This is a genomic window from Clostridium moutaii (genome assembly GCF_041205085.1).
Taxonomy (GTDB): Bacteria; Bacillota; Clostridia; order Clostridiales; family Clostridiaceae; genus Clostridium_B; species Clostridium_B moutaii.
In genome coordinates, this window is sequence record NZ_JBGEWD010000006.1 from 42,466 (window position 1) to 68,268 (window position 25,803).

Here is a 25,803-nt window from a genome sequence, read left to right on the forward strand (position 1 = left end):
TAAATCACCACCTCTCTTTATCTAGTTGTTTTGAAGATATTTGTCTGAAATTATCTGTCCGTCTTCAATTGTAATTATCCTGTCCGCCAGAGATGCTATATTTATATCATGGGTAATGAGTACAAGGGTCTGGCTGTATTTCTCAGCTGTAAATTTCAAAAGTTCAATAACTTCCTTTGAATTTTTGCTGTCTAAATTGCCTGTAGGTTCATCTGCAAATATTATGGAGGGTTTGTTTAAAAGCGCCCTTCCAATGGACACCCTCTGTTGCTGTCCTCCTGAAAGCTCTGAAGGAAGATGCCTTTTCCTTTCTTCAAGACCGAGCAATTTTATAATCTCGTTCAAATATCTTTCATCCACCTTGTCATTGTCCAAAAGAGCGGGAAGAGCTATATTCTCTTCCACATCCAGAACCGGTATCAGATTAAAAAACTGAAATACAAATCCTATTTTTCTCCTTCTGAATACAGCAAGTCTATCCTCACTATAATCATAGATATTTTCCCCGTCTATTATCACTTTCCCGCCTGTAGGCCTGTCAAGTCCCCCTAAAAGATGCAGAAGCGTACTTTTACCCGAACCGGATGCTCCTACAATTGCTGCAAATTCTCCTTTATTCAAAGATAAATTTATATTTTTTAATGCCTCTACCTTATTTTCTCCTTTTCCATATATCTTAGTTAAATTTTCCACTTTTAATATTTCCATTTTATTTTCCCTCCCATGTCTAAAGTATAACCAAAGTACTGTCTTCACTCCATATCTATTGGCTTACAGATTAAAAGACCTGTCTTACAATTTTGTAATTTTGATGATATAAAAAACCAAGCTCATGACTTTTCGCTGAAAAAGTGGTATACTACATTTAATAGAAATTTTACTTATCTGCCAGAAACATCTTGGCTGTACTGATAAATAAATTTTACATAATTTTCTGCTTGCCATTGTTAAAAATTAGTGTTATACTTTTAAGGATTAATATTGTAAATGCCATGAAGAGAAATAGTAGATATTTGGGATTTTCAGAGAAAAGTTGGTTGGTGTGAAACTTTAATGAAAAAATATCGAACCAGTCTTGGAGCTATGGATCGAACGATTATTCAAGTAGACTTCATCGGAAATTCCGCCGCTATTAGGAAAACAGTATCAAGAATTATCTTCGTACTGGTTAAGTGCAGTTCATACTGAATTTAGGTGGTAACACGGAAAGTATTTTCGCCCTAAGTTGATTTTAATCAACTTAGGGCTTTTTTATTATCTAAAATAAGTTCTTAAATTGAAAACAACTGCTTATTATAAAAACTACAATATAGAAAGGATTGAATCATTATGGATCTTATTAAAAATCGTATAGTAATTAAAATTGGTACATCCTCCCTCACAAACGAAAAAGGCAAAGTGAATTTACGTTGTATTGACAAGCTGGCCTTCGTACTATCGGGTATTCAAAATTTAGGATATGAAATCATCCTTGTTTCATCAGGTGCCATTGCAGTGGGAACAAGTAAAATGGGAATGTCTGAACGCCCGAAAGAGCTTAGAATAAAGCAAGCTGCAGCTGCCGTAGGCCAATGCGAGCTCATGCATATCTATGATAAATTTTTCAGCGAGTATGGTAAAATTGTTGCTCAGATACTTCTCAGTGGGGAAGATGTGGAACAGAGCAAAAAAAAGCAGAATTTAATAAACACATTTAACTCTCTTCTGGAGAGGGATATTATCCCCATCGTAAACGAAAATGATTCTGTAAGTTATACGGAAATTGAATCCGAGCAAAAAATATTTGGTGACAATGACACACTTTCTGCAGTAGTTGCTGTACTGTGCAGGGCAAAAAAATTGGTTCTGATGTCGGATATAGATGGACTTTACGAAAGTGACCCACGTCAAAATCCTAATGCGCATCTTATCCGTCAGGTTGATGATATTGATAAAAATATCCGTGCATTGGCAAAAGGTTCCGGTTCAAATCGCGGTACTGGTGGAATGATTACAAAACTTGATGCCGCCCAAATTGCCACTTCACATGGTATTGACATGGTTATAACCCATGGTCAAAGGCCAGAGGACTTATACAGTATTATCGATGGCAAGCAAGTAGGAACGTTGTTCGTTGGTAAAAAATGCAGCTGTTCTTTGGCACAAAGCATTGTGCTTTAACAGCTTCACCCATAAAAGTTAAGCTTCTCATAATTTCAAGATAACAATAAATGGCATACAACTGCAACAAATATAAAATATATGCTGCAGCTGTTATGCCATTATTATATCCAGGTCTACATATTAAATTCAAATAACTACTTCTTGGTTATATTCCTCTTTAATTCATTTAATGCCTCAAAATACCTGTTTGATTTAATATCAGGAAATGCCCTGATAATTCTCCTATGAAGATGGTTTCTCCTGCCCGTAAGCTTTTTATAGTTCTCCTTCAATTCGCTTATTTCCCTTTCGTATCCCTCTCTGATTTCAGCCAAACTATTTTCATATTTTTCCTTAATTTCGATTAGATCATTTTGATATTTTTCCTTAAGCTCAATAGCATCTTCAGACAAATCATTATATTTTTTTCTAATCTCAACTGCCTGATATTCATACTTTCTTTTAAGTTCAATTGTATCTCTTGATATCCCTTCTCCAAGTATATTTGATTTTTCTTTGATTTTACCGGATATTTCATGAATTCTTTTCAATCTGAAATTAAGTTTCATTACTGTGTCAACTGTAGATACAAGGTCAATAACAAATACAATTGTCAAAGATAGTAATAGAATATTACCTAAAAAAGTTGGAATCAATTTGACAAATTCCACAATTACAGGATGTATAATTTTCATAGTCAGGATACATCCTATGCCCCATGCCAGTGAAAATTTAAGACAAATATAGCCTCTTATATTAAAAGGATATTGAGAATAATCCCACCACTTGTCATTAAAAAGTTTCTCAAGAGCTAAACCAGTAACATATTCAAGAAGAGAAGTAATGAAAACAGAAGTAATGAACAATAAAACTAAATTGTCCCTAAATGGCATGAGTAAATCTATGACTATTACCGCTCCAACACCATATATGGGGCACACAGGTCCATTTAAAAATCCCCTGTTTACAAAAGATCCCGTATTTACTGCAGCATAGACAACTTCAAGACACCAGCCTAAAAATGCATAGATTACAAAGTAAAATAATATCTCATATAATGCAAATCCTAGAATAGTTATATTCTCCATATATACTCCTTTATGATATTCTTTTAAGTTCTACAAGCCCATCTTTTTTTTACAGCCTACAGAAGCACATCTTTTCTTATAATATATATTTCAATTTTTTCTTATAACTACTAAAGACAAACTTATCAAAAAAGTTATCAGAGAAAGTATCACTGCCACAACTAAAAAGCTTGTTATTAAAATATTATATTTTATCAAATTAAAAGCCTGTATATATTTTGACAGTCCAAAAATGTTCAATATAAGCAGTATGAAAAATATAACTGTAAGTCCAATTGAAGCTCCCTTTATGTCAGCTAAGCTAAGTGATATATGGGAAGATATGCATATGGATATAAATAGGAATATATAAAAATGTGGATTTTCAAAGTTTCCAATTGAAAAAATACTTTTTACAAGTCCCAAATATGAATACAATATTCCCATAATTGTAGACTTATCTATTACTTCCACATGGACATTTTTCATTAAAATATATACAAAATTATTATAGGTTTCAGGAATAGTCACATGCATTAATCCAATCATGGAAGCAATGCCGCCAAATATAGGAGCTATTCCTATAAAAAAATTTCCTACCTGCTGATAAATACTATTTTGATTATAGCTGTGTTCTACATATCCCATTACACCATTGACATCCGGTCTTTGAAGCAGCTTTATGGCAGTAATTCTGTGTTTAAAAAGCAGTGCAGCAATAGCGTGACTGAGTTCATGTACCGGAACTCCTATAAATCCAGTTATCATAACTGCCTTACTGCCAAAACCTCTCTGAAAATTTCTCACTGAATAATTTCTAAGCATCCCCAAAAGGAAACCTATCAATATGAGCATGCCTGTTAAATTAACCGTTTCTATACAGGTTTTAATAAATAATTGTATTAAAAATTTCATGTGTATCATCTTTTCCTCTATTTATTCATTCCAGTATAAATCAAAATGGAATTTTTTAAAAACTCTGCTGTACCTGGCTTTTTCTTGTCATAATAGGACGTAAATCTTTTATCATCTAAATACATCTGTGCAAGGCCGGCATGTGCTTCTTTTGAATAACTGTCCCAGAAATAACAAAGCCATTTCTTATGCATATCTGCTGCCTTTTGCGCCAATTCTCCTGCAGGATCTCCTGTCTTAAAAGCAGCCTCTAGTGTTTCCATCATACTATTTTCAAGTTTTGTAATTTCACCATACTGCTTTTCAGTCATATTTTTAACTTTCTTGTTGGACTTTTCAACAGCACTACTGCCATATTTCTTCCTAATCTCCTGGCCGTATTTCTTCTCATTCTCATCTATGATTTTTTGCTTGAAGCCTTCAAATTTTTCACTATCTGTCATTGTAATCCTTCCTTCCGCCAATGCAATGGTTTTTTCCACATTTGCAATCAACAAATCCAATTTTTGTTTTTTTTCAAGGAGTTTTTTATGATGCTTTTTCAGTGCTTTTACAGCATCAAAATCAATGGAAGTTACAATATTTTTTATACTCTCAAGGCCAACGCCCAATTCTCTGTAAAAAAGAATTTGCTGGAGTCTATCCACTTCTTTTTGTCCATAAATCCTATACCCAGATGAATTGATTCTGGCCGGCTTCAGTATTCCAATTTCATCATAGTAACGAATTGCCCTTTTGCTGATTCCCGATAGCTCACTGAGTTTTTGTACTGTATATTCCATATTTTCATCCCCTTGCAAATTAAATATAAACCTTCACGCAGCGTCAATGTCAATAGGAAAACAATAACTTCTTTATTTCATTAAGGTCAGCTTACTATCTTATCCAACAACTTTCTTAAAACTGGTGTTTTTACTTCAATTGCTTGTTTAGGACACATTTCCTGACAACAATAACATCGGATACATTTATCATAATTATATTCAGGAGCAGTACCTTTATCTCTATCCAGTCTAATGGCCTTTCCTTCCACAGGACAGCTGTTTACACATATACCACAGCGAATACATTTCTCCTTTATTACATAAGGCCTTTGCCTTACAAGTTTCATCAACCATTCCACTCTATGAAAACCTGCTTTTTTTATATCACCCCGGTAAACATCAAAATTTTCATTGCCGTATTGTTGAACAATTTCATCTATGGATTTTTCACCCTGAGGAGTTAAAATTTCAATATGATCATCATGCCAATTTCCAAGTCCCCAGGCTTCACCATTTACATTAGTGGGCACTGATGCCGGATCCAAATGAATGAGCCTGCAAAAAACACTGTCAAGAGCCACTGGATCTTCTGACATCAGAATAACATTCATCTGTACAGGAGTTCCCGATGCAGGTCCATTTCCTTCCATGGCAACAATTCCATCCATAATGTGAAGTCTGGGTTTTATCATAACATGCAAATCCGCCAACATTTTTGCAAATCTATCTGAACTTTGATATTTTGCATGGCTTAACCCTTTATTAAAACCATAAATACATCCAAATATGTTTTTCATTGCCCCTGTAATACGCTCCAGAGCATGAGTCTTCATTTTACAAATATTTATAATGCCATCAGCATCTAAAACCCCCTGGCTTATTACAAACTCTTTTGCAACTTTTCCCCGGGGAAACTCCACCATTTTACCCTGTCTGAAATTTGCCTCTTCAATTCCCAGTTCATCTGCAACTTCTTTAATGCCGGCAGAACTTGATATTTTTGTGGGATTTCCATTTCCAGGGGAATCCCCATAGGAAACACGTGTATATCCACTTTCTTTTAAAAGTTTTGCCACAGCTCGAAATACAGTTGGATGGGTTGTTATAGCCTTATCCGGGGTTGCTTTTTTCAAAAGGTTGGGTTTCAAAAGAATCCTTTCATCTTTCCCTACAAATTTTTCTATTCCCCCCAAAAGCTCCAATCCGCTTTTAACAGCCTCATATACCTTATCTTCATCATATTCAGTACATTTAACCAATATCACCTTGCTTTTTTCTGAATTATAATCTCTCATTTTCTCACCCCAAAACAAATTATCTATTTCTCAAAAGTATATTTTCATTATAGTTGTATATTGTAATTATACCATTATTTTTATGGAAAATCAGACATAAAAAAGAGGTCCTTAATTTGACTTATATACAATCAAGTATTATAATTATGACCAATAAGTCATATGACCTGCGAGTCATATAATATAAAGGAGTGATGTAATGCCAAAAAAAACATTTTTTAATCTGGAAGAAAAAAAACAGGAAACTATAATGAGGTCTGCTGTAAATGAATTTTTAAATCATGGTTTTGAAAAAGGCAATATATCTAATATAGCTAAAAATGCCAGAGTATCAAAAGGCAGTATGTATCAATATTTTGAAAACAAAAAAGAACTATTTCTCTTTTCAGTAAAATGGACAGTGGACTTTACCAGTAAAAAGTACGGTGACTATTTTATTTCTGATAATAAGGATGTAAATATTTTTGATTTATTTTATAGAAGTTCTAAATCTATATGGATTGAGATGAAAGAAGAAAGGGAACTCATCATATTTATTCAGGATGTATTTCTTGGTAAATATAAAAATTTAACTGATGAATCCATGTCTTATATGATGGATACTTTAAATGAATATACATTAAAACTAATTCGAAATGGTAAAGAAAATGGTTTTATAAGAAAAGACTTAGATGATGACATGCTTTCCATATTTATTAGAGGAGTATCAATAGAATTCAAAGAACACATGATGAATAAAGCAAGAAAAAATGGAAGTGATATTGTGGATGAAGGCTTTGAAATAAATGAACGGGAAATTAAATCAATGATAGAGCTTTTAAAAAATGGAATGGGGGAAAAATAAATGTTCATACAGGTAAGTAATTTAAAGAAAAGCTATAAAACAGGTAATGTCACTACTCCTGTTTTAAATAATGTAAATTTATCCCTTGACAGCGGAGAGATTGGTGTAATTCTCGGTCCCTCAGGTTCCGGTAAATCCACTCTGCTAAATATAATAGGCGGACTGGACCGCTGTGATTCCGGATCAGTTTTAGTAGATAGGACAGAAGTTACCAGACTTTCCGACAAAAAACTTACTGATTACAGGCGAAAGAAAATAGGGTTTATATTTCAATTTTATAATCTGGTACCCCACCTTACTGTAGGTGAAAATATTGAAGTCGTTTCAAATATCAGTAAATCCCCACTGCCTACAGATGAGGTACTGAGAGATGTAGATATGCTTGATAAAAAATACAGGTTCCCCAATGAACTTAGCGGTGGTGAACAGCAGAGGGTTTCAATTGCAAGGGCCATAGTCAAAAATCCAATCCTGCTTTTATGTGATGAGCCTACAGGTGCGCTGGATTTTTTAACTTCAAGAGAGATATTGAAGCTTCTTCAGAAAATCAACAGAAATTTTGGTACAACCATACTTATGATAACTCATAATGAAGCCATAAGTTCCATGTCCAACAGAATCTTCAAAGTAAGGAGCGGAGAAATTATTGAAAATAAGATAAATAAAAATATTATTCCTGCAGAAAGGATTGAGTGGTAATGGTCATAAATAAAAAAATCAAAAGAACCATGCTGGAAAACAAGTCTCAATACATGGGTTCCCTATTGCTCATCATTTTAAGCTGTCTTCTTTTTACCATGTTCAATCTGCTTTCCAGTAATATATCAAATATATCATCTTCCTTTGAAAAGAACTACAATCAGGAAGACGCAAATTTTACACTAAATAGGAAATTAAACAGCATAAATTCCCTGGAGACAAAGTTCAACATGAACATTGAAGAAACCAGATCAGTTGATTACCCTGTATCCAGCGGCAATATTCTTAGAATATTCAGCCAGAATACAAAAATAAATATTCCTGCAATCATTGAAGGAAAAAATCTGAGTGGACATGACATACTAATTGATCCCGCCTATGCAAAGGCAAATAAACTCAAGGTCAATGATCATATAAAAATCTATGGAAAATCCTTTAGGGTATCGGGTTTTATGTCACTGCCCAACTATATATATCCACTTAAATCCGAATCAGATTTGATGAATGATCCAAACAGTTTTGGAATAGGGGTAATAGGCAAGAAAGATTTTAACAGTTTTAAAAGCGGCAACAGCTTTTACAGTATAAAATTCAATGCTAATAAAGGCAGCATTGACTCTAGGATATCACAATTTAAAGACTATTTAAGAAGCAAAAATATAATTATACTAAACTGGACAAATATCAGTGAAAACCCAAGAGTAACCTATGTAAACGCAAAGCTCAACAGCATAAATCGCATAAGCTCTTCCATGCCCGTTGCCATACTGCTTCTCACCTGCATACTTACAGGAACTGTCATGTGGAGAATGTTAAAAAGAGAATCCATAATTATAGGAACCCTTTATGCCCTTGGATATAATAAAGCGGAAATCATGAAGCACTACCTTATATATCCTCTGTCCATTGCACTTACAGGTGGACTAACAGGTACTGCCCTTGGAATTCTATCCTCAAAACCCATGATCAATTTAATGCTGGACTATTTTAATATGCCTATGGATTCCATGGATTTTACTATAAAATATATTGCAATAAGTATTATTCTGCCTGTAATTTTCCTCGGCATTTGCAGCTATTTTGTAATAAGAAATACCCTTAAATATTCTCCAACACAATTGATGAGAGACAGTTACGGAAGGAATAAAGTCAGTTTTATAGAAAAGAATTTAAAACTTGACAGATTGAAATTTTCCACCAAGTTTAAAATTCGGGAGCAGCTTAGAAATATACCAAGAAGTGCCTTTCTTCTACTGGGGGTCATACTTGCAACGATGTTACTGCTTTTCGGATTTGCTGCCAAAAGTTCCATAGACTATCTTATGAAGGATTCATTCAATCAGGCATTTAAATATAATTATACCTATATATTCAATTCCATTCAAAATGGAAAACCTGCAGCAGGTGAAGCTTTTTGTGAGGTACCTTTCAATCTGAAATCCAACAGCAAAACAAATTTTACTATATATGGGATAGATTCCAATTCAAAATATATTTCATTAAAAGACAGTTCAGGGAGCAAATTAGATACTGATAAAGTTATTATTACAAGACCTCTTGCCGACAAACTTGGATTAAAGCCAGATGATACCATACGGGTTGTGAACAAACTTGATTCAAAAGAATACAGCATAAAAATAAATGGCATTGCAGAAACTTATCTGGGCCAATATATATATATTCCCATTGAAAAACTTGACCATATGCTTGGCTATCCGCCTCATAGCTACATGGGTCTGTGGAGCAAAAACAAGCTGAAAATTCCAGAAGACAAGCTGTTGGCTACTGCTACAACTGATGATATAAAAAAATCCTTTGATGCAATTATACAGCCGCTTAAAGTGACCATAGGCTCCATATCAGCTATATCCTTTATAATCGGGCTTATAGTCATATACGTAGTAACTTCTTTAATCATAGAAGAGAATAAAAAAAATATAGGATTGCTAAGAATATTGGGCTACAGGAAAAAAGAGATTTACTCCCTCATATTAAACAGTTCTTCACTCACAGTTATTGCGGGTTATATTCTGGGTATACCATTGATCCTTGCATTTCTGCACTCGTTATTTAATTCTGTAACCAAAGACATGAGTATTTCATTTCCTATGACCATAAATTATATATACATCATTTCAGGGTTTATTGTAATATATATGACCTATGAGTTGTCCAAAGCTCTAAGCAAGAAAAAGATCAATAGGATTTCCATGATTGATTCTTTAAAATCAGAAAATGAATAAAAAATTTAAAAAAAGCTGTTTAAAAATATTTTAGACAGCCTTTTTATATACTCTTTATTTTACCCTTTTGCTTGTAATTTCTCCATTAAACCTTCAACAGTTTTTGCTGATATATAATCATCATTTTTTTTAACCAAAATCTTTTTACGACATTTTGAACATTTATGGAGACAGTCTTTTGTTTTAAAATCAATTTTATTATCCTTTAGGGTCTTAACTAGATCTCTGTATTTAAATGTATGCTTACACACTTTGATTTTTGACATCTTAACACCTTTTACATTGATTACTTCTATATTTATATTATATATAATATATGTTTTATGTTCTCAGCATAACTGTTAATTCTTATTGAGGTATCTAAGAAAACCATAGTCTTATCTCACGTTCAGCACTTTCTGGGCTATCTGAAGCATGAACAGCATTTTCATTTTTTGATATTGCAAATTTTCCTCTTATGGTGCCCATATCAGCATGCAATGGATTTGTATCTCCATTTATTTTTCTAACCAACTTTACAGCATTATCCGCTTCTATAACTATAGCACAGACTTCACCTCTGGTAATAAAGTCAACAAGCTCCTTAAAAAATGGTTTTTCACTGTGTTCAGCATAATGAGCTTCTGCAATCCCTATAGACGGTTTTATTATTTTTAAAGCCGCTATATGAAGTCCCTTTTTCTCATAAATAGATATTATTTCTCCCATGACTTTTCTCTCCATGGCATCTGGTTTAATAAGCACTAATGTTTTTTCCATCATATCACCCTTCTTTCTCAATATTTTTCTTTAAATCTAAAATATCAATTAGCCAATTATACCATAAGTTTAATATGCCAATATCCCCATCATGAATATGATGGGGATATTGGTTTTATATTTGATTCCATATTACATCCGGATGGTCACCTGTTCTCTTATCTTTGTTCAGGGCATCTATGATCTTCACCTCTGATTCGTCCAGACTAAAATCATATACCTTTGAATTTTCTTCAACTCGCGAAGGAGTTATAGACTTTGGTATTACTATGTTTCCTTTTTGCAAATGCCAACGTATAATTATCTGCGCAACTGACTTATTATATTTTTCTGCCAGTATGCCAAGTACCGTATCATGAAGTACGGCGCCTCTTCCCAGAGGACTCCATGATTCAAAAGCAATGTTATTTTTTTTAACATAATCCCTAATTGGCTGCTGTGTTAAATATGGATGACATTCCACCTGATCTACCACAGGTTTCACATTTGCCTTTGCACACAATTCTTCCAAATGATGAATTTCAAAATTGCATACACCTATGGCCCTGACCATTTTTTCATCATATAATCTTTCCATGGCTTTCCAGGTTTCAAAAAAATATCTTTTGCTTGGCCAGTGAATTAATAAAAGATCCAATTGATCTACATGCAAATTCTTTAGTGATTGTTCAGCTGTACTTAAAGTGCTGTCATATCCCTGATTGTAATTGGCTACCTTGGTAGTTATGAACAGCTCACTTCTCTTTACAGATGATTCACTTAATATTTTACCCAGCAAAGCTTCATTTTCATAAAATTGAGCAGTATCAAAAGCACGATACCCTACTTCCAACGCCTTATCTATTGCTTCGCACCCTTTTTTTTCATCAGTAATGAGATAAACTCCAAAACCATGCTGCGGCATTTTAACCCCATTGTTTAAGATTACAGTATCTTCTATAGATTTTATCATATTCAATTCCTCCCTGCATTCAAAAATTTGCTCCACATCTTCTTTTGTAAGTTCATATGCTTTAAATTTTTTACCGTCATTTTCTGTATCTTTTTCATTTATATTTTTGTCTAAATTCTTATGATTCTCTGTCAGTTCTTTGGAAAACTCTGTGTATAGCCCCATATTATTTCTTTTTACATTTTCATATCTGAATTTTTTTGTATTTTCATAATATTTTACTCCTGCATAAGTTAATGAATAAAATGCAATAATTGTTATTCCTGCTATAAGTCCAGGGGATTGCCCTGGGATAAAAGGCATACTGAAAATAACGATAATAAGGCTTATTAAAGTAAACCAGGAGGCATATCCATGTCTTTTTTTATCTCTTTTAGAAAGATGAATTTGTGAAGCAACAATCATTACATATGTAAAAAGCAGTGCAAATCCTCCTGCACTTACCAAAAACAAATAAACCCTTGGAAATAAAAGTCCAGACATCAATCCCAAGAGCATTGCAGCACCTGAAAAAATCATTCCTCTATAAGGAACACCTTCCTCATCTTTTAAAAATTTTGGAGCAAAACCTTCATCTGCAAGAGAACGAATCATTCTTCCAAGACCAAACATAGCTGCAAGCATAGTTGAAAGCATGGCAGTAAACATCACTATATTTATTGCATTTCCCACCCAGTTTATTCCCCGCCTATCAAGAGCAGCCACCATTGGACTTACATTTTCACTAACCATCCCGGTGGGAATCAAAGGAAGAAGAACAGCAACAGAAATTATATAGAGAACCACAAGGCTTAAAACAGTATAGGTAATTGCTTTAGGAATCACTTTTCGGGGATTATCGGTATCAGCAGCCGCCAAGCCTATGGTTTCAAATCCTGCATAAGCAAACATAACTGTAAGCATGCTTCCGGCAATACCTTTTATTCCACCTGAAAGTAGCGGTTCATGTCTCAACTCACCCATACCTACTGCTGGATTTTTACCTATTAGGCCCATGATTAAAAGCAGTCCAATAATTATAAAGGATACTATTGCCAGCAATTTAAAAGCAACCAGACCACTTTCAAATTTACTCAATTTATCAGCCCCTAATAAATTAAGCAATGTAACTCCAATAATTGTTATGCTCCCAAATAGTGAAATAGACACACCTGGAAACCAATTCCGAATCAAAATAGACAAAGCAGCTGCTTCACTGGACATAGCTAGAATCATACCAGTCCAGTAAACCCACCCGACAATAAATCCAGTGCCTGGGCCAAAAGCTTTTGCGGAAAATGTCCTAAAGGATCCTGGAGAGGGATCTTTTTCTGTCATTTCTGAAAGTGCAGAAAGGATAAAATAGACTAAAATTCCACCTAGTATGTAGGATACAATAATAGCAGGACCTACAGCACGAATAGCTACAGCTGAGCCAATGAAAAAAGAGCCCCCAATTATACTACCCAATGCCATCATTGTAATCTGCCATGCAGATAAGCCTTTATGTTTATTCTCCATTTTATACCACCTCAAGTTCATATAATCTTAAGGATAGTATGTTTCAAAAATAAGAAAAACATTCTTTCTTGTTTTATGTATCTAACTAAATACTTATATCATAGCTCTCTATAAGCTTTTCTTTTTTCAATATTCAAAAAATCTCTAAATGACTGGCCATTTTCATAAATGCAAAGAGTTATAAATTTAGGTTCAATTTCTACAATCACTTCATTCCTCATATTAGAATACTTGTCATAAGAATTTTTATTACATCAAATTTATAAACCTGTACTTTAGTAAATTGTAAAATTCTTCATTGTATTCCAAAAGTATAATTACAGTATTATCATCTCTGTTTTCCAGTAATTTTTCTGTAAAAATCCCTGTACCCGTACCATACTCAACTATACACTTAGCTTTTTTAAAATCAATACCTTCCATCATTTTAATAATATAATTTCGGCTTTGGTTAATATTTATGGTACAATCTTAGATATCATATATTTTTTGGAGGACAAAATATGGACCTAAAGGATAAAGTCAAAAAACTTCCCTCTTCACCAGGAGTATACCTTATGAAGGATTCTCTTGGCAATGTGATTTATGTAGGTAAATCTAAAAATTTAAAAAACAGAGTCAGGTCATATTTTCAAAATTTAAAATCACATTCTTCCAAAATTATGAGATTGATAAAAAATATAGAGGATTTTGACTATATACTCACCGATACAGAATTCGAGGCCTTTATTCTGGAGTGTAAATTAATAAAAAAAATTAAGCCCATGTATAACAAACAGATGAAAAACCCCAAATCCTATTCTTATATAAAAATAAGCATCAATGAAAGATATCCTGGTATTGAGGTTTCCGATGAATTAGTTGAAAATGATGGGACTGTCTATTTTGGACCGTATAAGAGCAGAAACACAGTGGAAAAAGGGCTTCAGGGAATAAAAGAATGTTGTAAAATACTGTGCAGCAGCAATTCACCAAAAATTTCATCCTGTTTGAATTATTCTTTAGGATTATGCATCGGTATATGCTTAGATAGCACTCCAAAAGAACAATATCTTACTATATTAAATAAAATAATAAAACTGCTCAATGGCACTGATAAAAGTATTCTTGAAAAAATGAAATATAAAATGAGTATTTTTTCGGAAAAACTTGATTTTAAAAATGCTGCCAAGTATAGAGATTATATAAGTTCAGTAAATTACCTTCTCCATAATGACAAGGTCATAAAATTCACAGAAAAAAATAGGAATATTGCTTTACTTGAATATCTAAATGATAATAAAGCTAAATTTTTCCTCATTAAGGGAAATAAACTACTTTTTAATAAAAAATATATAATAAAAGATTTTGGTTTTGAAAACTTAAAATCTATTTTTAGAGCTAATATTTTATTTTACTTTAATAATAAAAATGCAGGAAATTCAATAAAAATTGGAAAGGAAGAAATCGATGAATCTCAAATAGTTTATACCTATTTAAAAAATAAATCTAATAACTGCAAATATGTAATAATCCTAAAGAAATGGATTAATGCTTCAGATAGTCAAAATATTGACAATGAACTTGACAAACTGTTTTAGAATATATTTAAATAAATGCGACATAATATATCTGACTAATAAGAGGGAGATGAAATTATGAAACTAATTGCTATAGGAGATCCTGCACCAAACTTTTCATTAGAAGATAATCACGATCAATTTATAAACTTATCAAATTATAGAGGTAAAAATGTATTGCTTTCCTGGCATCCTCTTGCATGGACACCAGTTTGTACAGATCAGATGAGATCACTGGAAAACAATTGGGATAACTTTCAAAAACTAAATACAGTACCCCTTGGTATGAGCGTTGATGCCCAGCCTTCCAAAAAAGTATGGGCATCTGCACTTGTTCTTGAAAATTTAAGTATTCTTGCTGACTTCTGGCCTCATGGTAAAGTTACCCAGGATTATGGGCTGTTTATTGAGAAAGATGGTACATCCAAGAGAGCAAATGTACTAATAGACGGAAAAGGAATTGTAAAATGGGTTAAAGTATATCCTCCTGCTCAATTGCCCGATATAAATGAAGTTCTTCAAGTTTTATCAAATATGTGACCTGCTAAAAAATAAATCTTTATAAGTTATTCTAATATTCAGGTGGAGAGAAGCATTCCATATGAGTAAACTCCATCTGAACCTAGGAATCACTTGATATTTTCAATAAAAGGACTTTTCTCTCCAGTATAATAAATACTTAACAGGTGAAGTGCCCTTGTACATGCTACATATAAAAGTCTTCTGTCAAATTCATTTTTATAATTATCTTTAGAAACATTGTATACAAGTACAACATCAAATTCTAAACCTTTTGCCATATAAGATGGAATGACCAATAGACCTTTTTCAATTTCATCATTATTAATATCTAACAGCCTAGTTTTAATTAAAGGTTTTAACTTTTCTTGAACACAATCTGCCTCCTTCTGAGTCCTGCAAATTACTGCAATGGAACCATAGCCCTCATTACAAAAATAATTAATATCGTGAGAAATGGCATGATAAAGTAACTTTTCATTATCCTTAAATATAATTTTTGGTTTTTCTGTATGTCTGTCAAAGGGAATAAAGTTCTCTTTATTGTCTAGTATCTGCTTTGCAAAGCAAATTATTTCCGAAGAAGATCTATAACTTTTATTAAGAAAAAGCTTTGTAGACTTTTTTTTATGAAGTATTTCTTCTATATCATCATATATACTTTTATTTTTAACCCTTTCCAAGGATTGGTTGAAGTCTCCCAGTATGGTATATCTGGATTTACCAAACAAAAGCTTAAGGACTTCATATTGAAGTGGATAATAATCCTGGGCCTCATCAACAACCACCTGTTTAATATTCTGAAAATCCTTATTTCCTTCTAATCTGAGTTTAATATATAAAAGCGGGGCACAATCCTCATAATTAATAGAGTTTTTATTGAGATTTTTTTTAGTCCTGTATATGATCTCTTTAATATTTGGAGGAAGTTTCATTCCATGTGATAGTTTAAGTAAGAGACAGCTTTTTTCAAATAACAATTTATATAAGTTCATGTAGTCAACCTCTGTAAATTCATGAAGATGTTTCATAAATGCTTTTGTTTCTTTAATTGAAAGTAATCTACTGAAAGATTTGATCTCCAATTCATGGCCATCGGAATTTTTTACAATTTCCATAATCTTTTTCAGCCTTATCTTTCTAAGTGGATGAATTTTATCAAGTATTATATTCTCTATTCTTTTAAGCCTTGTGGATATAGGTATGTTTATTTTGTTATTAAGAAATTCATTTTTTATTTCCTGTTTTGTTTTTAATATTTTACCATCATAATATACATCTTGAAATGAAATCAAGCTGTATTCAAAATGATGAATTAGTCTATTTAAAATTTCTATAAATATTTTAGAACCTTTAAATTCAATAGTGTCTACATTCAAATTAAAATCCTGTTCATCTTGACAATTTATTAAACCTTCAAGTTGGTGGCTCCGGTTCCCAATTGTAAATCTATTTTCAAGGACTTTATTTGCAATATGATGAAAGGTTATCTCGGTTACATTCTCCTCACCTAGTTCAGGTAAAACTCCAGAAATATATTTACTAAAAACAGAATTAGGTGAAATTATAATTACATTATTGGAATTCAATTTTGAACTTACTCCAATATACAGCAAAAAAGCAATCCTATGCAGTGCTATGGAAGTTTTACCACTTCCAGCTACGCCTTGTACCATTAAAAGTTCATTATCATTATCTCTTATGATTATATCCTGTTCTTTTTGAATTGTTTTAACAATGTTTTTCATTTTGGAAGATGCATTGCGACTTAGCACTTCCTGAAGGATTTCATCATTAATTTGTATACTGCTGTCAAAAAAATATTTAAGCTTACCGTTTTTAATTTTATATTGTCTTTTTAACAGGATATCGCCGGAAATTATTCCTGAAGGTGAATTATAGGAGCATCTGCCCATCTCATATTGGTAGAATATACTTGAAATAGGAGAACGCCAATCATACACTAAAATTGAATTTGTATTGTCATCTATTAAGTTGTATAAACCGATATAAATTTTTTCTACTTCATCAAAATCATCTTCTTTAAAATCGAATCTTCCCAAGTAAGGTGAGTCCAACATTTGTTCATACTTTTTTATTTTTTTAAGAGTATCTTCATAGCTTCTTGCCTGGTTATTAACTTCAAATAAATACTGGTTCATTTCAGGAATTCTATCGAAATCATCTGAAAAATGAACAGAGTTTTTCCACATTTCTCTTCTGGAATCAATAAGCTCTTTTTGCCTGTTATTTAAGCTATAATTTTCACTGTCCAATTCTTTTTTTATAAAACTCAATGTACCCTCAAGATATTTACATTCTTCATCTCTGTCCTGCACATAAGTACTCATTTTATCACGCTCCTATAATTTAAAAAAATAATCATTGACAATCATAAGTGTTTTATGCTATAATTACTATAATATTTAATGTATAATTGTTTTATTTGTAACTATTCTATTATATACAAAAATTACACTTAAGTAAAGTCTATACATTTTTATTTACAGGAACACTTCTATCTTTTTTAAAACCCAATGATGATTCCAGTTTCATAGATTTTTCATTGTCTTCTCCAAGGAATTCCTATTCTTTAATTACAATTCCCATTAATGTTGAAAGTGCTAGCGCCTGCATGGATGTAACTATAACACCCTTTATATCTTGAAGTCTTACCCCCAATCCATCAATATCACACTCAGAGAGATCCATTCCACTGAGACTAGTACCAAACAACTGGCATTGACTCATATCTGTATTTTTAAATTCCACCTTAGAAAATTTACTTTCCTGAAAATCAGAAAGACCCAATTGGCAATTATCAAATAATATCTGCACACAATCTGTGAATCTAAAAAATGCATACTTTCCATTACACTTATTAAATCGGACATTTCTAAGGGTGGATTCACTTAAATTGGTTCCAACAAGCTTGCAATTTATAAATTCCACCCTATATATAGAGGATTCCCTAAAATCCACATTGGATAAGTCACAATTTTCAAATCTTACATCTGTAAAGTCGCTATATTGCAATAAAACATCTGTAAATACTACATTATCAAATATGATTTGTTTAAAGGAAACCCGTTTTGCTTGGCAATTTTCTATATGACAATGACTAAAAATTGCTTCTGAAAATGAAGTTTCATCTAATATATCCTTTTTTAGTAATGGCAATGCAGATAAATCATTTGAAATTCTCGGTTTTAGTATTTTTGTATTGTTCTTATAATCAGCCATATAATTTTCTCCCATTTACTCAACTACTACTGCTGTTCCCGAGGCAGTTACCATAAGCATATTTCCAGCTTGCCCAAGTACTTCATAGTCGATATCCACACCGATAACTGCATTTGCTCCAACAGCAGATGCCCTATCCTCCAATTCCTTTAATGCCTCTTCTCTTGCCTGTATAAGTTCCCCCTCATAGGATTTTGAACGTCCCCCGAAAAAGTTTGTAAGCCCTGCCGCAATATCTTTAATAACATCTACACCAGAAATCACTTCACCAAAAATAATTCCCTTGTATTCTAAAACTTTCTTTCCCTCTACGCTGTTTGTGGTTGTCACAATCATCATTATACCTCCATTTTTAACTTTACATTTTCTTTATTAAAATATTCCCAGCTTCGTAAAGTGGGTGATAAGCACTGCTACACCCATGAATAAGTTCTTCCAAAGTTCAGATACGAAAGGTATTCCCTATGGGCAAACTCCATTCGAACCCAAGAATCACTTCATAAATATTGTTTATATTAAATCCTAGGTATTTAACTATTTAATCCACGTATTAGTATCATAACATATCCTTTCCCTAAAATCCACATGCCTTTTGAATGCTTTAATTTGCAGTATAAAAAATAAAAAAATTTCAAGATAGTCTAACATAACCTATGTTCCTAGTCCAAAATTGTTCATAAAAAAACTCAAGGCTGTTTACCTTGAGTTGTATATTTGATATGATCATGTTGTTAGCATGAACTTCCACATGTAGCTATTGCTCCCAGTGTTGCATTGTTGATAGCAAGTGTACCAACAGTAACTGCACTAGTAACAGTGGCAACTACAGTATAGGTACAGCAGTCACTAAAGCAGCTGCAATCACAGTCACAAACGAAAAATGAGAATGTTTGGCTAGAAAGTAATGCTACTAGTGAAAAAGTCCATACAGGTCCGATAGGGGTAGGGGTAAGTTGATTTCCACATTGTTTAAATACTTGAAAATTTACAGTACCGGTAAAAGCAACAGCTGCAACAAGATTACTTGCAAATTCAAGTTTAATACATGGATCTTTTAATCCACGAGTATTTAATGTTAGTGAAGCAAGAGGAAAAGTAGTTCCCGCAACCGTAGCAGCAGGCAGTGTAGTTGAACTAGGGCAACCACATTTTACAATAGCAGTACAATCTTTTTCCTTTTTTATATTATTACATGGATCACAGTTGTCTTTATTAGATCTTGACATATAATTCATAAACAAAATCCTCCTTTTTATATTACGCCTAAAATAAAGCAAAAAATATTTATAAATATAATTGACAATTTTGTCATTGGCTTCTACTATAATATATGATGTGGTGAAAAAAAGGTGATGATAGTTAAAATTATTTCTTTATTTTCAAGCACTGATTATTGGATGGTTTTTTAGAATGAATTGCACCAAAAATAAAAAAGAATTGATAACAAGCTATCAACTCTTTTTTATATGATATATTTACCCTATGGACAAATCCACCTAAACTCAAGAATCACTTGATTAAAGTTTATTTATAATTCTTTCTGTTATTTATCCTTTAGCAATTTGGCAGCAAATTTTTTTGCTGCCGTCATATCACTTTCATTTGGCCTTCCCTTAGCTATTCCACCAAAAATTTTAAATGGTCCATAGGTATCAAACCCCTTGCAGGCGAAGCTTCCAATTATATCAAATCCTTTGCTTTCCAGCTTATTCTTAAGCGAATTGTTATAGTCTGCCTTTCCCTGCCCACTGGTTGAAAAAACAAATCCTCTTTTACTCTGAAAATTTCCAAAGCTATCTATCAAATTTACCATGTTCTTATGAAACTTGCCATAAAATATTCCGGATCCAAACCCTATCAAATCATATTTGTCAAGTTCATTTACATTTACTTCTTCCGGATTCATTATATCACCTTTCAAAACCTGATTAATTTGATTGGCTATTCTTTCTGTATTTTTATGTTCTGTAGACTTGTAAATTATTAAACTATTCATGGCATATTAACTCCTTCCTATTACTGTATATATTAGCATACTTTATTGATCGACAAAAACAGATAAGCAATCAACATTATACTAACTTTATCTCAATATAAATACATTTTGAAAATACACTTGGACAATCACTTCTAAGTTCGCTATAATATAGAAAAGCAATTTACAATAATTTAAAATATGGAGAATTAAGATATGAAAATTAAAATCAATACCAATTAGGAATGTTTATTGATTTAATCCAAAAATTGAATATTTTTAAACATCCAACTGGTCTTGTAGGAGAGATCTCCATGTTGTTTTTGGGAATTTTCATTATGGGTTGGGCCACCTATTTTTATTTAAGAGTAAATTTAGGCGCTGGACCAAGAGATGGTTTAATGGAAGTGTTAGTAAAAAAATCCAATATGCCTGTATGGCTTATACGAAGTATAATTGAAGGCAGTGTATTGATTATTCGATATTTTTTAGGGGGCCCGTGAGTTTTGGTGCCCTATTAACTGCCTGCAGCATAGGCTTATTCGTACAATTGGCATTTAGAATAGGAAACTACAGTTCTAAAGATGCTAAACACGTTAACTTAATTGAGTTATATAAAAGTCTAAGGACAGCCTATGTTAATAATTAAGGAGTTATTCCCTTTTTACTAAGGAAATATTTAAGCAGATTTTTTGCAATTATCCTTATAAGGTATAAAGTGCAACCCGAAATCAGGCTCCATAAATATTAAGGAAAGAAGAGAAAAAATTTGAAAAACATGGCTAAATATAAAAAAATAACAATATTCATAACATTTATTTTATTGTTCATAAGGATATTTCTGGAGTATGCGGAAAAAAGCAGGGGATTATACCTAGTACATGATTATATGTATAATGTGATAAATTATTTGATAATACTATCGGCATTATCAATATACTTTGAAAACAGGAAAACAAGATCGACATATTTTTGGGTGCTCTTGATATTGGCATCAATAAATACAGTAGGAATTTATAAAAGTATAGATAATATACAATTCCAATCTAATTTTTCCAAGGGGAAAAATATGTTTATAGTTAAGGAAACAAAAAATGAAGCAGATTACAGCTTGGTATATACTAAAAGTCATAAAATATTTATAAGGCTTGTTGAAAAATTAAGGTTAGGAAATGGATATAAGCCATTTTCCAATATGTCTTATGAGGTGACATGGATAAATAATGAAAAAGCTATTATTAAATTTTCAAATGGTCAAGGCCATGAAGTAAGAGGGAAAATTTTAAATTTTACAGAAACCAATGGACAATATCTAAATGTTTTAGCCAGCTTGAATGGAAGTTGGACCGATAAAAATAATAAGAATAATTCTATAACCTTTGACAGAGGTGAAATAACTTATAAAATTGGCAATAAAACTTACTGGTATTCATCAAGCATGGCAGATGAGCAGGGAAATTACGGTTCCATTTTATATGGCTCCAATAATACTCCCGGTATATACATATTGAAAAATGATGACAATACCATAACAGTGGGATATATACAACTTAAAAACAACAGAAAATATATCTATAGCAGATAATTTATTTTTAAGAATTTCTAATAATTATCTTTAATAAATTCCTAGCTTTTTCATCCACTCAGATCTTTAATTAAACATACTAAATAGATAAATGAAATATATGCAGAACCTTTCTATTAATTACTCATATTATATAGGGTATAGTAATTGATAAAGCAGTGATAAATTTGCATTTATGTCCAAAAGTAATAGGGCTTACTAATGTTTGCCCGCTTCAATACCATAGATATGAATATTCTCAAAGTAACTGTCCGACTCCTTATGGAATCACCAAATCAGAATTAGCTTTAATGAATAAATTTCGTATGTTGTGGGAACAGCATGTTGTCTGGACAAGAATAGTCATAATCGGTATAGTATTTGATTTACCGGGTACGGATTCGGCCACCCGCCGCCTTCTCCAAAATCCCCTGGATTTTGAAGCAGTTTTAAAAAAATTTTATGGTGATGAAATTGCCTCTAAATTCAGCAATCTTTTTACGAATCATCTTTTAATCGCAGCAAATCTTGTAAACGCAGCAAAAGCAGGAAACAGCAGTGCAGCAGCAGATGCTGAAAAAGAATGGTATGCCAATGCTGATGAAATTGCAGCTTTTTTGGGCAGCATCAACCCCTATTGGTCCGAGGATCAATGGAAGGATATGCTCCATAGACATTTAGAGCTTACTAAATCTGAAGCAGTTGATTTACTTACCAAAAATTATGAGGCAAGTATCACAACATATGATGAAATTGAAAGACAAGCTTTAGAAATGGCAGACATGATGGCAAAAGGAATTATCAAGCAATTTCCAGAAAAATTTACCAGATAGCCTTAACTATCTTTAATATAGAGCTCCATGGCGCTTTATGGAGTTCTCCTTTCACTTACGATTTAAATCTATACCCCGTTCCCCATAATGTCTCTATGAACTCAGGATTTGAGGGATCTTTTTCTATTTTCTTTCTTATCTTCTGAATATGTACTGCCACAGTTGCCAGATCACCAGTAAATTCATCCCCCCATATGCTGTCGAAAATGTTCTCCTTGATAAATACAATATTGGGGTTTGAAGCCAGAAATACAAGTATCTCATATCTGTTTATATGTGATTTTATTCTGGCTGCAAGCTCCGCAGGGCTGAAAGGTTTTGTGAGATAATCATCCGATCCAAAATTCAGTCCTCTTATTTTATCAATATCTTCTGTTATGGCAGAAACTACAATTACAGGTATTTCAAATTTCTTTCTCACTTCCTTTATTATTTCAAAACCATCTTTTTCTGGAAGCACCAGATCAACAATTATTACGCTGTATATTCCCCTCAATGCCATATTGATTCCCTGATTTCCATCCTGAACAATTTCTACTTTATATCCATTTAACTCCAGATAATCTTTTTCCATTTTCATATAATTTGACTTGTATTTTCATATCATCATCATACCCATACTTTACTGCATTTCCAATAATATTTCTAAATATCTGATTGACTCTTTTTCCGTCAATATTCACATAAAATTTTTCTTCAAGTTCATCTGTATAATTGAATTCAATTCCCCGATCCTCCAGATCAAATTTAAATTCCTCCATTAAGTCACACATAAAAGCACTTATATCTGTCTCCTGGAAATTTAATTCCAGCTTTTGCATATCCAGTTTTGAAAACAAAAAAAGGTCATCGATGAGTCTGTTCATATACACAGAATTATTATATATTATTTTATGGTATTTATTTATTTTATCCTGAGACAGATCCTGCCTTTCCAGCATTGTTTCAATATATCCCTTAATTGAAGTAATTGGAGTTTTAAGATCGTGAGAAATATTTGCAATAAGGAGTTTTCTGTTTTCCTCATCCTAAGGTGCTGTTTCTGGAGGAGCCTACTACGGGGCTTGATCCGCGGACCAGATCAAACATATGGAATTACATTTACAAGCTGCTGGATTATTCATTATTTTCACCATGTGTGCTGTTTTCTTTTTACTTTGCGTTATGCAGTTTAATAAAGCTGATTTTTCAAATGTCAAAGCCTTTAATCCACACGGCAATTAAACTTCTATTATACCTATATAAAGATGCTAATATAGTTTTTACCGGATTATGCCATGAATGTACTTAGAATATGAAATTTGATGAATAATTTCTGTACAGCAATGAAAAAATAATCTAGAGGTGAACTAGTGTGAATAACTTCATTAAAAAAATTTTTTCATCTAAAAAGATAACTAATAAGAATATACCTGACAAGCAATCCCCTAAAGAAGATCCTGTTGATATCGACAGCAGCATAGGAAAAAATAAAAGTTATATAGAATCACGTTTTTCAAATTGTTTTGATTTAGTTATACGTGAAATTTCCCTTTTCAATATTAAAGAAAAAAAAGCTCTTATAGTTTATCTAGAAGGATTTTCAGAGAAATCACTAATAGAAAATTTTCTTATAGCAAAATTAACTTCAGATAATTATTCAAAAGACAGTTATACCGATGAAATTCAATTTATTAAATCCACTTTTGGTATAAAAGATGAAAAGATATATACAGATATCAACAAATCAATAAAAGCCATTATATCAGGAAATCCTGTAGTATTTATAGATGGATTAGAAAAATCTTTTGAAATTAATTTAAACAGCCCTCCAAAAAGAAATATAAATGAACCACCTACGGATTCAGTACTCAGGGGACCACGGGAGGGGTTTACTGAATCCCTCATAGAAAATGCCAATTTAATAAGAAAAAAAATCAAAAACCCAAATTTAAAAATGGAAAAATTTGTACTTGGGAAAGAGACAAATACAGATATAATAATAAGTTACATTTCAGGTGTAACTGACAACAAAATAGTAGAAGAGGTTAAAAAGAGGTTAAAAAAAATAGATGTGGAATCCGTATTGGATTCCAACTATATAGAAGAATATATATCTGATGAACCCATCAGCATCTATCCCTTGATATTCAAGACAGAAAAGCCTGATATTGCAGCATCTAAACTTCTGGAGGGAAAAGTTATAATTATTGTGGACGGATCCCCTGTAGCACTCTCCGTTCCAACTTTATTCATTGAATTTTTTCAATCTGGTGAAGACTACTATATTAAATATTCTTCTGCCACTTTAAACAGAATTATACGATGTTTATCATTGATTATAACTATTACACTTCCTGGAATATACGTAGCTCTTAATAATTTTCATCAGGAACTCATACCAACTAAACTTATAATAAGCATAGTTGATTCCAGATCAAGCGTGCCCTTACCTGCATTATGGGAAAGTTTTTTTATGCTGGTTACTTTTGAAATCATGAGAGAAGCTGGGATGAGAATGCCAAAGACTCTAGGTCCTGCCATAAGTATCGTGGGCGGCTTGGTTCTAGGTGATGCTGCAGTAAATGCGGGAATAGTAGGCACTCCAATTGTAGTAATAGTTTCATTAACTGCCATTACAAAATTTACAGTACCTTCAATAGAGTTCGAACTGCCTATTGTATATATTAGATTTTTCTTCTTATTTTTAAGTGGATATTTAGGACTTATCGGGCTTACCTGCGGGATCTTATTAATCAGTACCAGACTTGCCGCTATTCGATGCTTTGGAATTCCCTATATGTTTCCGATTTTCCCTTTTAATATAGATCCTCAAGAAGACCAAATTATAAGATCACCTATATGGAAATTGAACCATACTCAAAAGTCAAATAAGTTAAAGAATAACTTTATCAGCAATAGAATTCATAAGCATATAAGTTGATGAGGTG

Annotated in this window: 26 protein-coding genes, 1 pseudogene and 1 other annotated feature; of the genes and pseudogenes, 10 read left to right on the forward strand and 17 right to left on the reverse strand. The window is 32.4% G+C overall.

Features of this window, described 5'->3' with window-relative positions:
• Positions 1-21: 21 nt before the first annotated feature.
• Positions 22-708 carry an ABC transporter ATP-binding protein gene (locus AB8U03_RS07755; RefSeq protein WP_369703981.1) on the reverse strand — a complete coding sequence of 229 codons (687 nt, stop codon included), beginning with the start codon at positions 706-708 and terminating at the stop codon, positions 22-24.
• A gap of 275 nt (positions 709-983) precedes the next feature.
• Positions 984-1,226: a binding site (T-box leader), on the forward strand.
• Between the two features lie 103 nt (positions 1,227-1,329).
• Between AB8U03_RS07755 and proB the strand changes: the two genes are divergently transcribed.
• Positions 1,330-2,160, forward strand: a complete 831-nt coding sequence (gene proB / locus AB8U03_RS07760) for a glutamate 5-kinase (RefSeq protein ID WP_369703982.1) — start codon at positions 1,330-1,332, stop codon at positions 2,158-2,160.
• 137 nt (positions 2,161-2,297) lie between these two features.
• Here proB and AB8U03_RS07765 read toward each other — a convergent pair whose 3' ends face one another.
• From AB8U03_RS07765 to AB8U03_RS07780, 4 genes are all read right to left on the reverse strand, one after another.
• Complete coding sequence (locus tag AB8U03_RS07765; RefSeq protein WP_369703983.1) at positions 2,298-3,230, reverse strand: putative ABC transporter permease; 933 nt, start codon at positions 3,228-3,230, stop codon at positions 2,298-2,300.
• Between the two features lie 90 nt (positions 3,231-3,320).
• Positions 3,321-4,124 carry a hypothetical protein gene (locus AB8U03_RS07770; RefSeq protein ID WP_369703984.1) on the reverse strand — a complete coding sequence of 268 codons (804 nt, stop codon included), beginning with the start codon at positions 4,122-4,124 and terminating at the stop codon, positions 3,321-3,323.
• A 17-nt stretch (positions 4,125-4,141) separates the two neighbouring features.
• The gene (locus AB8U03_RS07775; protein ID WP_369703985.1) at positions 4,142-4,906 is read right to left on the reverse strand and encodes a MerR family transcriptional regulator; all 765 of its coding nucleotides are present in this window, start codon (positions 4,904-4,906) and stop codon (positions 4,142-4,144) included.
• 86 nt (positions 4,907-4,992) lie between these two features.
• Complete coding sequence (locus AB8U03_RS07780; protein ID WP_369703986.1) at positions 4,993-6,183, reverse strand: DUF362 domain-containing protein; 1,191 nt, start codon at positions 6,181-6,183, stop codon at positions 4,993-4,995.
• 199 nt (positions 6,184-6,382) lie between these two features.
• Between AB8U03_RS07780 and AB8U03_RS07785 the strand changes: the two genes are divergently transcribed.
• Genes AB8U03_RS07785 through AB8U03_RS07795 form a run of 3 tightly spaced genes read left to right on the forward strand, consistent with a single transcriptional unit; the run spans position 6,383 to position 9,969 of the window.
• Entirely contained in the window at positions 6,383-7,027 is a 645-nt protein-coding gene (locus tag AB8U03_RS07785; RefSeq protein ID WP_369703987.1) for a TetR/AcrR family transcriptional regulator, read from the forward strand.
• Positions 7,028-7,726, forward strand: coding sequence for an ABC transporter ATP-binding protein (locus AB8U03_RS07790; protein ID WP_369703988.1), 699 nt, complete (start codon positions 7,028-7,030; stop codon positions 7,724-7,726). It begins immediately after the preceding gene.
• Positions 7,726-9,969, forward strand: a complete 2,244-nt coding sequence (locus AB8U03_RS07795) for an ABC transporter permease (RefSeq protein WP_369703989.1) — start codon at positions 7,726-7,728, stop codon at positions 9,967-9,969. Before AB8U03_RS07790 ends, AB8U03_RS07795 begins: the two co-directional genes overlap by 1 nt.
• Positions 9,970-10,329: 360 nt before the next feature.
• Here the strand turns inward: AB8U03_RS07795 and ndk are convergent, their stop codons facing one another.
• The 5 genes and pseudogenes from ndk to AB8U03_RS07820 form a co-directional block, all read right to left on the reverse strand.
• Positions 10,330-10,728 carry a nucleoside-diphosphate kinase gene (gene ndk, locus AB8U03_RS07800; RefSeq protein WP_369703990.1) on the reverse strand — a complete coding sequence of 133 codons (399 nt, stop codon included), beginning with the start codon at positions 10,726-10,728 and terminating at the stop codon, positions 10,330-10,332.
• Positions 10,729-10,843: 115 nt separating this feature from the next.
• Positions 10,844-11,680 carry an aldo/keto reductase gene (locus AB8U03_RS07805; RefSeq protein ID WP_369704114.1) on the reverse strand — a complete coding sequence of 279 codons (837 nt, stop codon included), beginning with the start codon at positions 11,678-11,680 and terminating at the stop codon, positions 10,844-10,846.
• 84 nt (positions 11,681-11,764) lie between these two features.
• A pseudogene (locus AB8U03_RS07810) lies at positions 11,765-13,180 on the reverse strand (amino acid permease); the annotation flags it as partial.
• Positions 13,181-13,278: 98 nt separating this feature from the next.
• Positions 13,279-13,401 (reverse strand): hypothetical protein, encoded by a 123-nt coding sequence (locus tag AB8U03_RS07815; protein ID WP_369703991.1) that lies wholly within the window; start codon positions 13,399-13,401, stop codon positions 13,279-13,281.
• Between the two features lie 28 nt (positions 13,402-13,429).
• Positions 13,430-13,606, reverse strand: a complete 177-nt coding sequence (locus tag AB8U03_RS07820; RefSeq protein WP_369703992.1) for a hypothetical protein — start codon at positions 13,604-13,606, stop codon at positions 13,430-13,432.
• A 77-nt stretch (positions 13,607-13,683) separates the two neighbouring features.
• On the opposite strand from AB8U03_RS07820, the gene AB8U03_RS07825 reads away from it, so the two are divergent.
• A complete protein-coding gene (locus AB8U03_RS07825; protein WP_369703993.1) occupies positions 13,684-14,760 on the forward strand; it encodes a GIY-YIG nuclease family protein in 1,077 nt (358 codons plus the stop codon).
• A 57-nt stretch (positions 14,761-14,817) separates the two neighbouring features.
• The gene (locus AB8U03_RS07830; protein ID WP_369703994.1) at positions 14,818-15,279 is read left to right on the forward strand and encodes a redoxin domain-containing protein; all 462 of its coding nucleotides are present in this window, start codon (positions 14,818-14,820) and stop codon (positions 15,277-15,279) included.
• An 89-nt stretch (positions 15,280-15,368) separates the two neighbouring features.
• Here the strand turns inward: AB8U03_RS07830 and AB8U03_RS07835 are convergent, their stop codons facing one another.
• The 5 genes from AB8U03_RS07835 to AB8U03_RS07855 form a co-directional block, all read right to left on the reverse strand.
• A complete protein-coding gene (locus AB8U03_RS07835) occupies positions 15,369-17,609 on the reverse strand; it encodes a HelD family protein (RefSeq protein WP_369703995.1) in 2,241 nt (746 codons plus the stop codon).
• Between the two features lie 235 nt (positions 17,610-17,844).
• Positions 17,845-18,501 carry a pentapeptide repeat-containing protein gene (locus AB8U03_RS07840; protein ID WP_369703996.1) on the reverse strand — a complete coding sequence of 219 codons (657 nt, stop codon included), beginning with the start codon at positions 18,499-18,501 and terminating at the stop codon, positions 17,845-17,847.
• Positions 18,502-18,516: 15 nt separating this feature from the next.
• Complete coding sequence (locus tag AB8U03_RS07845; RefSeq protein ID WP_369704115.1) at positions 18,517-18,837, reverse strand: putative heavy metal-binding protein; 321 nt, start codon at positions 18,835-18,837, stop codon at positions 18,517-18,519.
• Positions 18,838-19,232: 395 nt separating this feature from the next.
• Complete coding sequence (locus tag AB8U03_RS07850; protein WP_369703997.1) at positions 19,233-19,736, reverse strand: DUF4489 domain-containing protein; 504 nt, start codon at positions 19,734-19,736, stop codon at positions 19,233-19,235.
• 308 nt (positions 19,737-20,044) lie between these two features.
• On the reverse strand, positions 20,045-20,497 hold the full coding sequence (locus AB8U03_RS07855) for a flavodoxin family protein (protein ID WP_369703998.1): 453 nt from the start codon (positions 20,495-20,497) through the stop codon (positions 20,045-20,047).
• Between the two features lie 248 nt (positions 20,498-20,745).
• On the opposite strand from AB8U03_RS07855, the gene AB8U03_RS07860 reads away from it, so the two are divergent.
• From AB8U03_RS07860 to AB8U03_RS07870, 3 genes are all read left to right on the forward strand, one after another.
• Entirely contained in the window at positions 20,746-20,979 is a 234-nt protein-coding gene (locus tag AB8U03_RS07860) for a hypothetical protein (protein ID WP_369703999.1), read from the forward strand.
• Between the two features lie 386 nt (positions 20,980-21,365).
• Positions 21,366-22,061, forward strand: a complete 696-nt coding sequence (locus AB8U03_RS07865; RefSeq protein ID WP_369704000.1) for a hypothetical protein — start codon at positions 21,366-21,368, stop codon at positions 22,059-22,061.
• Between the two features lie 167 nt (positions 22,062-22,228).
• Positions 22,229-22,873, forward strand: a complete 645-nt coding sequence (locus AB8U03_RS07870; RefSeq protein ID WP_369704001.1) for an acetylglutamate kinase — start codon at positions 22,229-22,231, stop codon at positions 22,871-22,873.
• A 55-nt stretch (positions 22,874-22,928) separates the two neighbouring features.
• Here AB8U03_RS07870 and AB8U03_RS07875 read toward each other — a convergent pair whose 3' ends face one another.
• The gene (locus AB8U03_RS07875; RefSeq protein ID WP_369704002.1) at positions 22,929-23,453 is read right to left on the reverse strand and encodes a response regulator transcription factor; all 525 of its coding nucleotides are present in this window, start codon (positions 23,451-23,453) and stop codon (positions 22,929-22,931) included.
• Complete coding sequence (locus AB8U03_RS07880) at positions 23,413-23,877, reverse strand: sensor histidine kinase (RefSeq protein WP_369704116.1); 465 nt, start codon at positions 23,875-23,877, stop codon at positions 23,413-23,415. The genes AB8U03_RS07875 and AB8U03_RS07880 overlap by 41 nt, the downstream gene beginning before the upstream one ends.
• 350 nt (positions 23,878-24,227) lie before the next feature.
• On the opposite strand from AB8U03_RS07880, the gene AB8U03_RS07885 reads away from it, so the two are divergent.
• Positions 24,228-25,796 (forward strand): spore germination protein, encoded by a 1,569-nt coding sequence (locus AB8U03_RS07885; RefSeq protein WP_369704003.1) that lies wholly within the window; start codon positions 24,228-24,230, stop codon positions 25,794-25,796.
• Positions 25,797-25,803 lie beyond the last annotated feature (7 nt).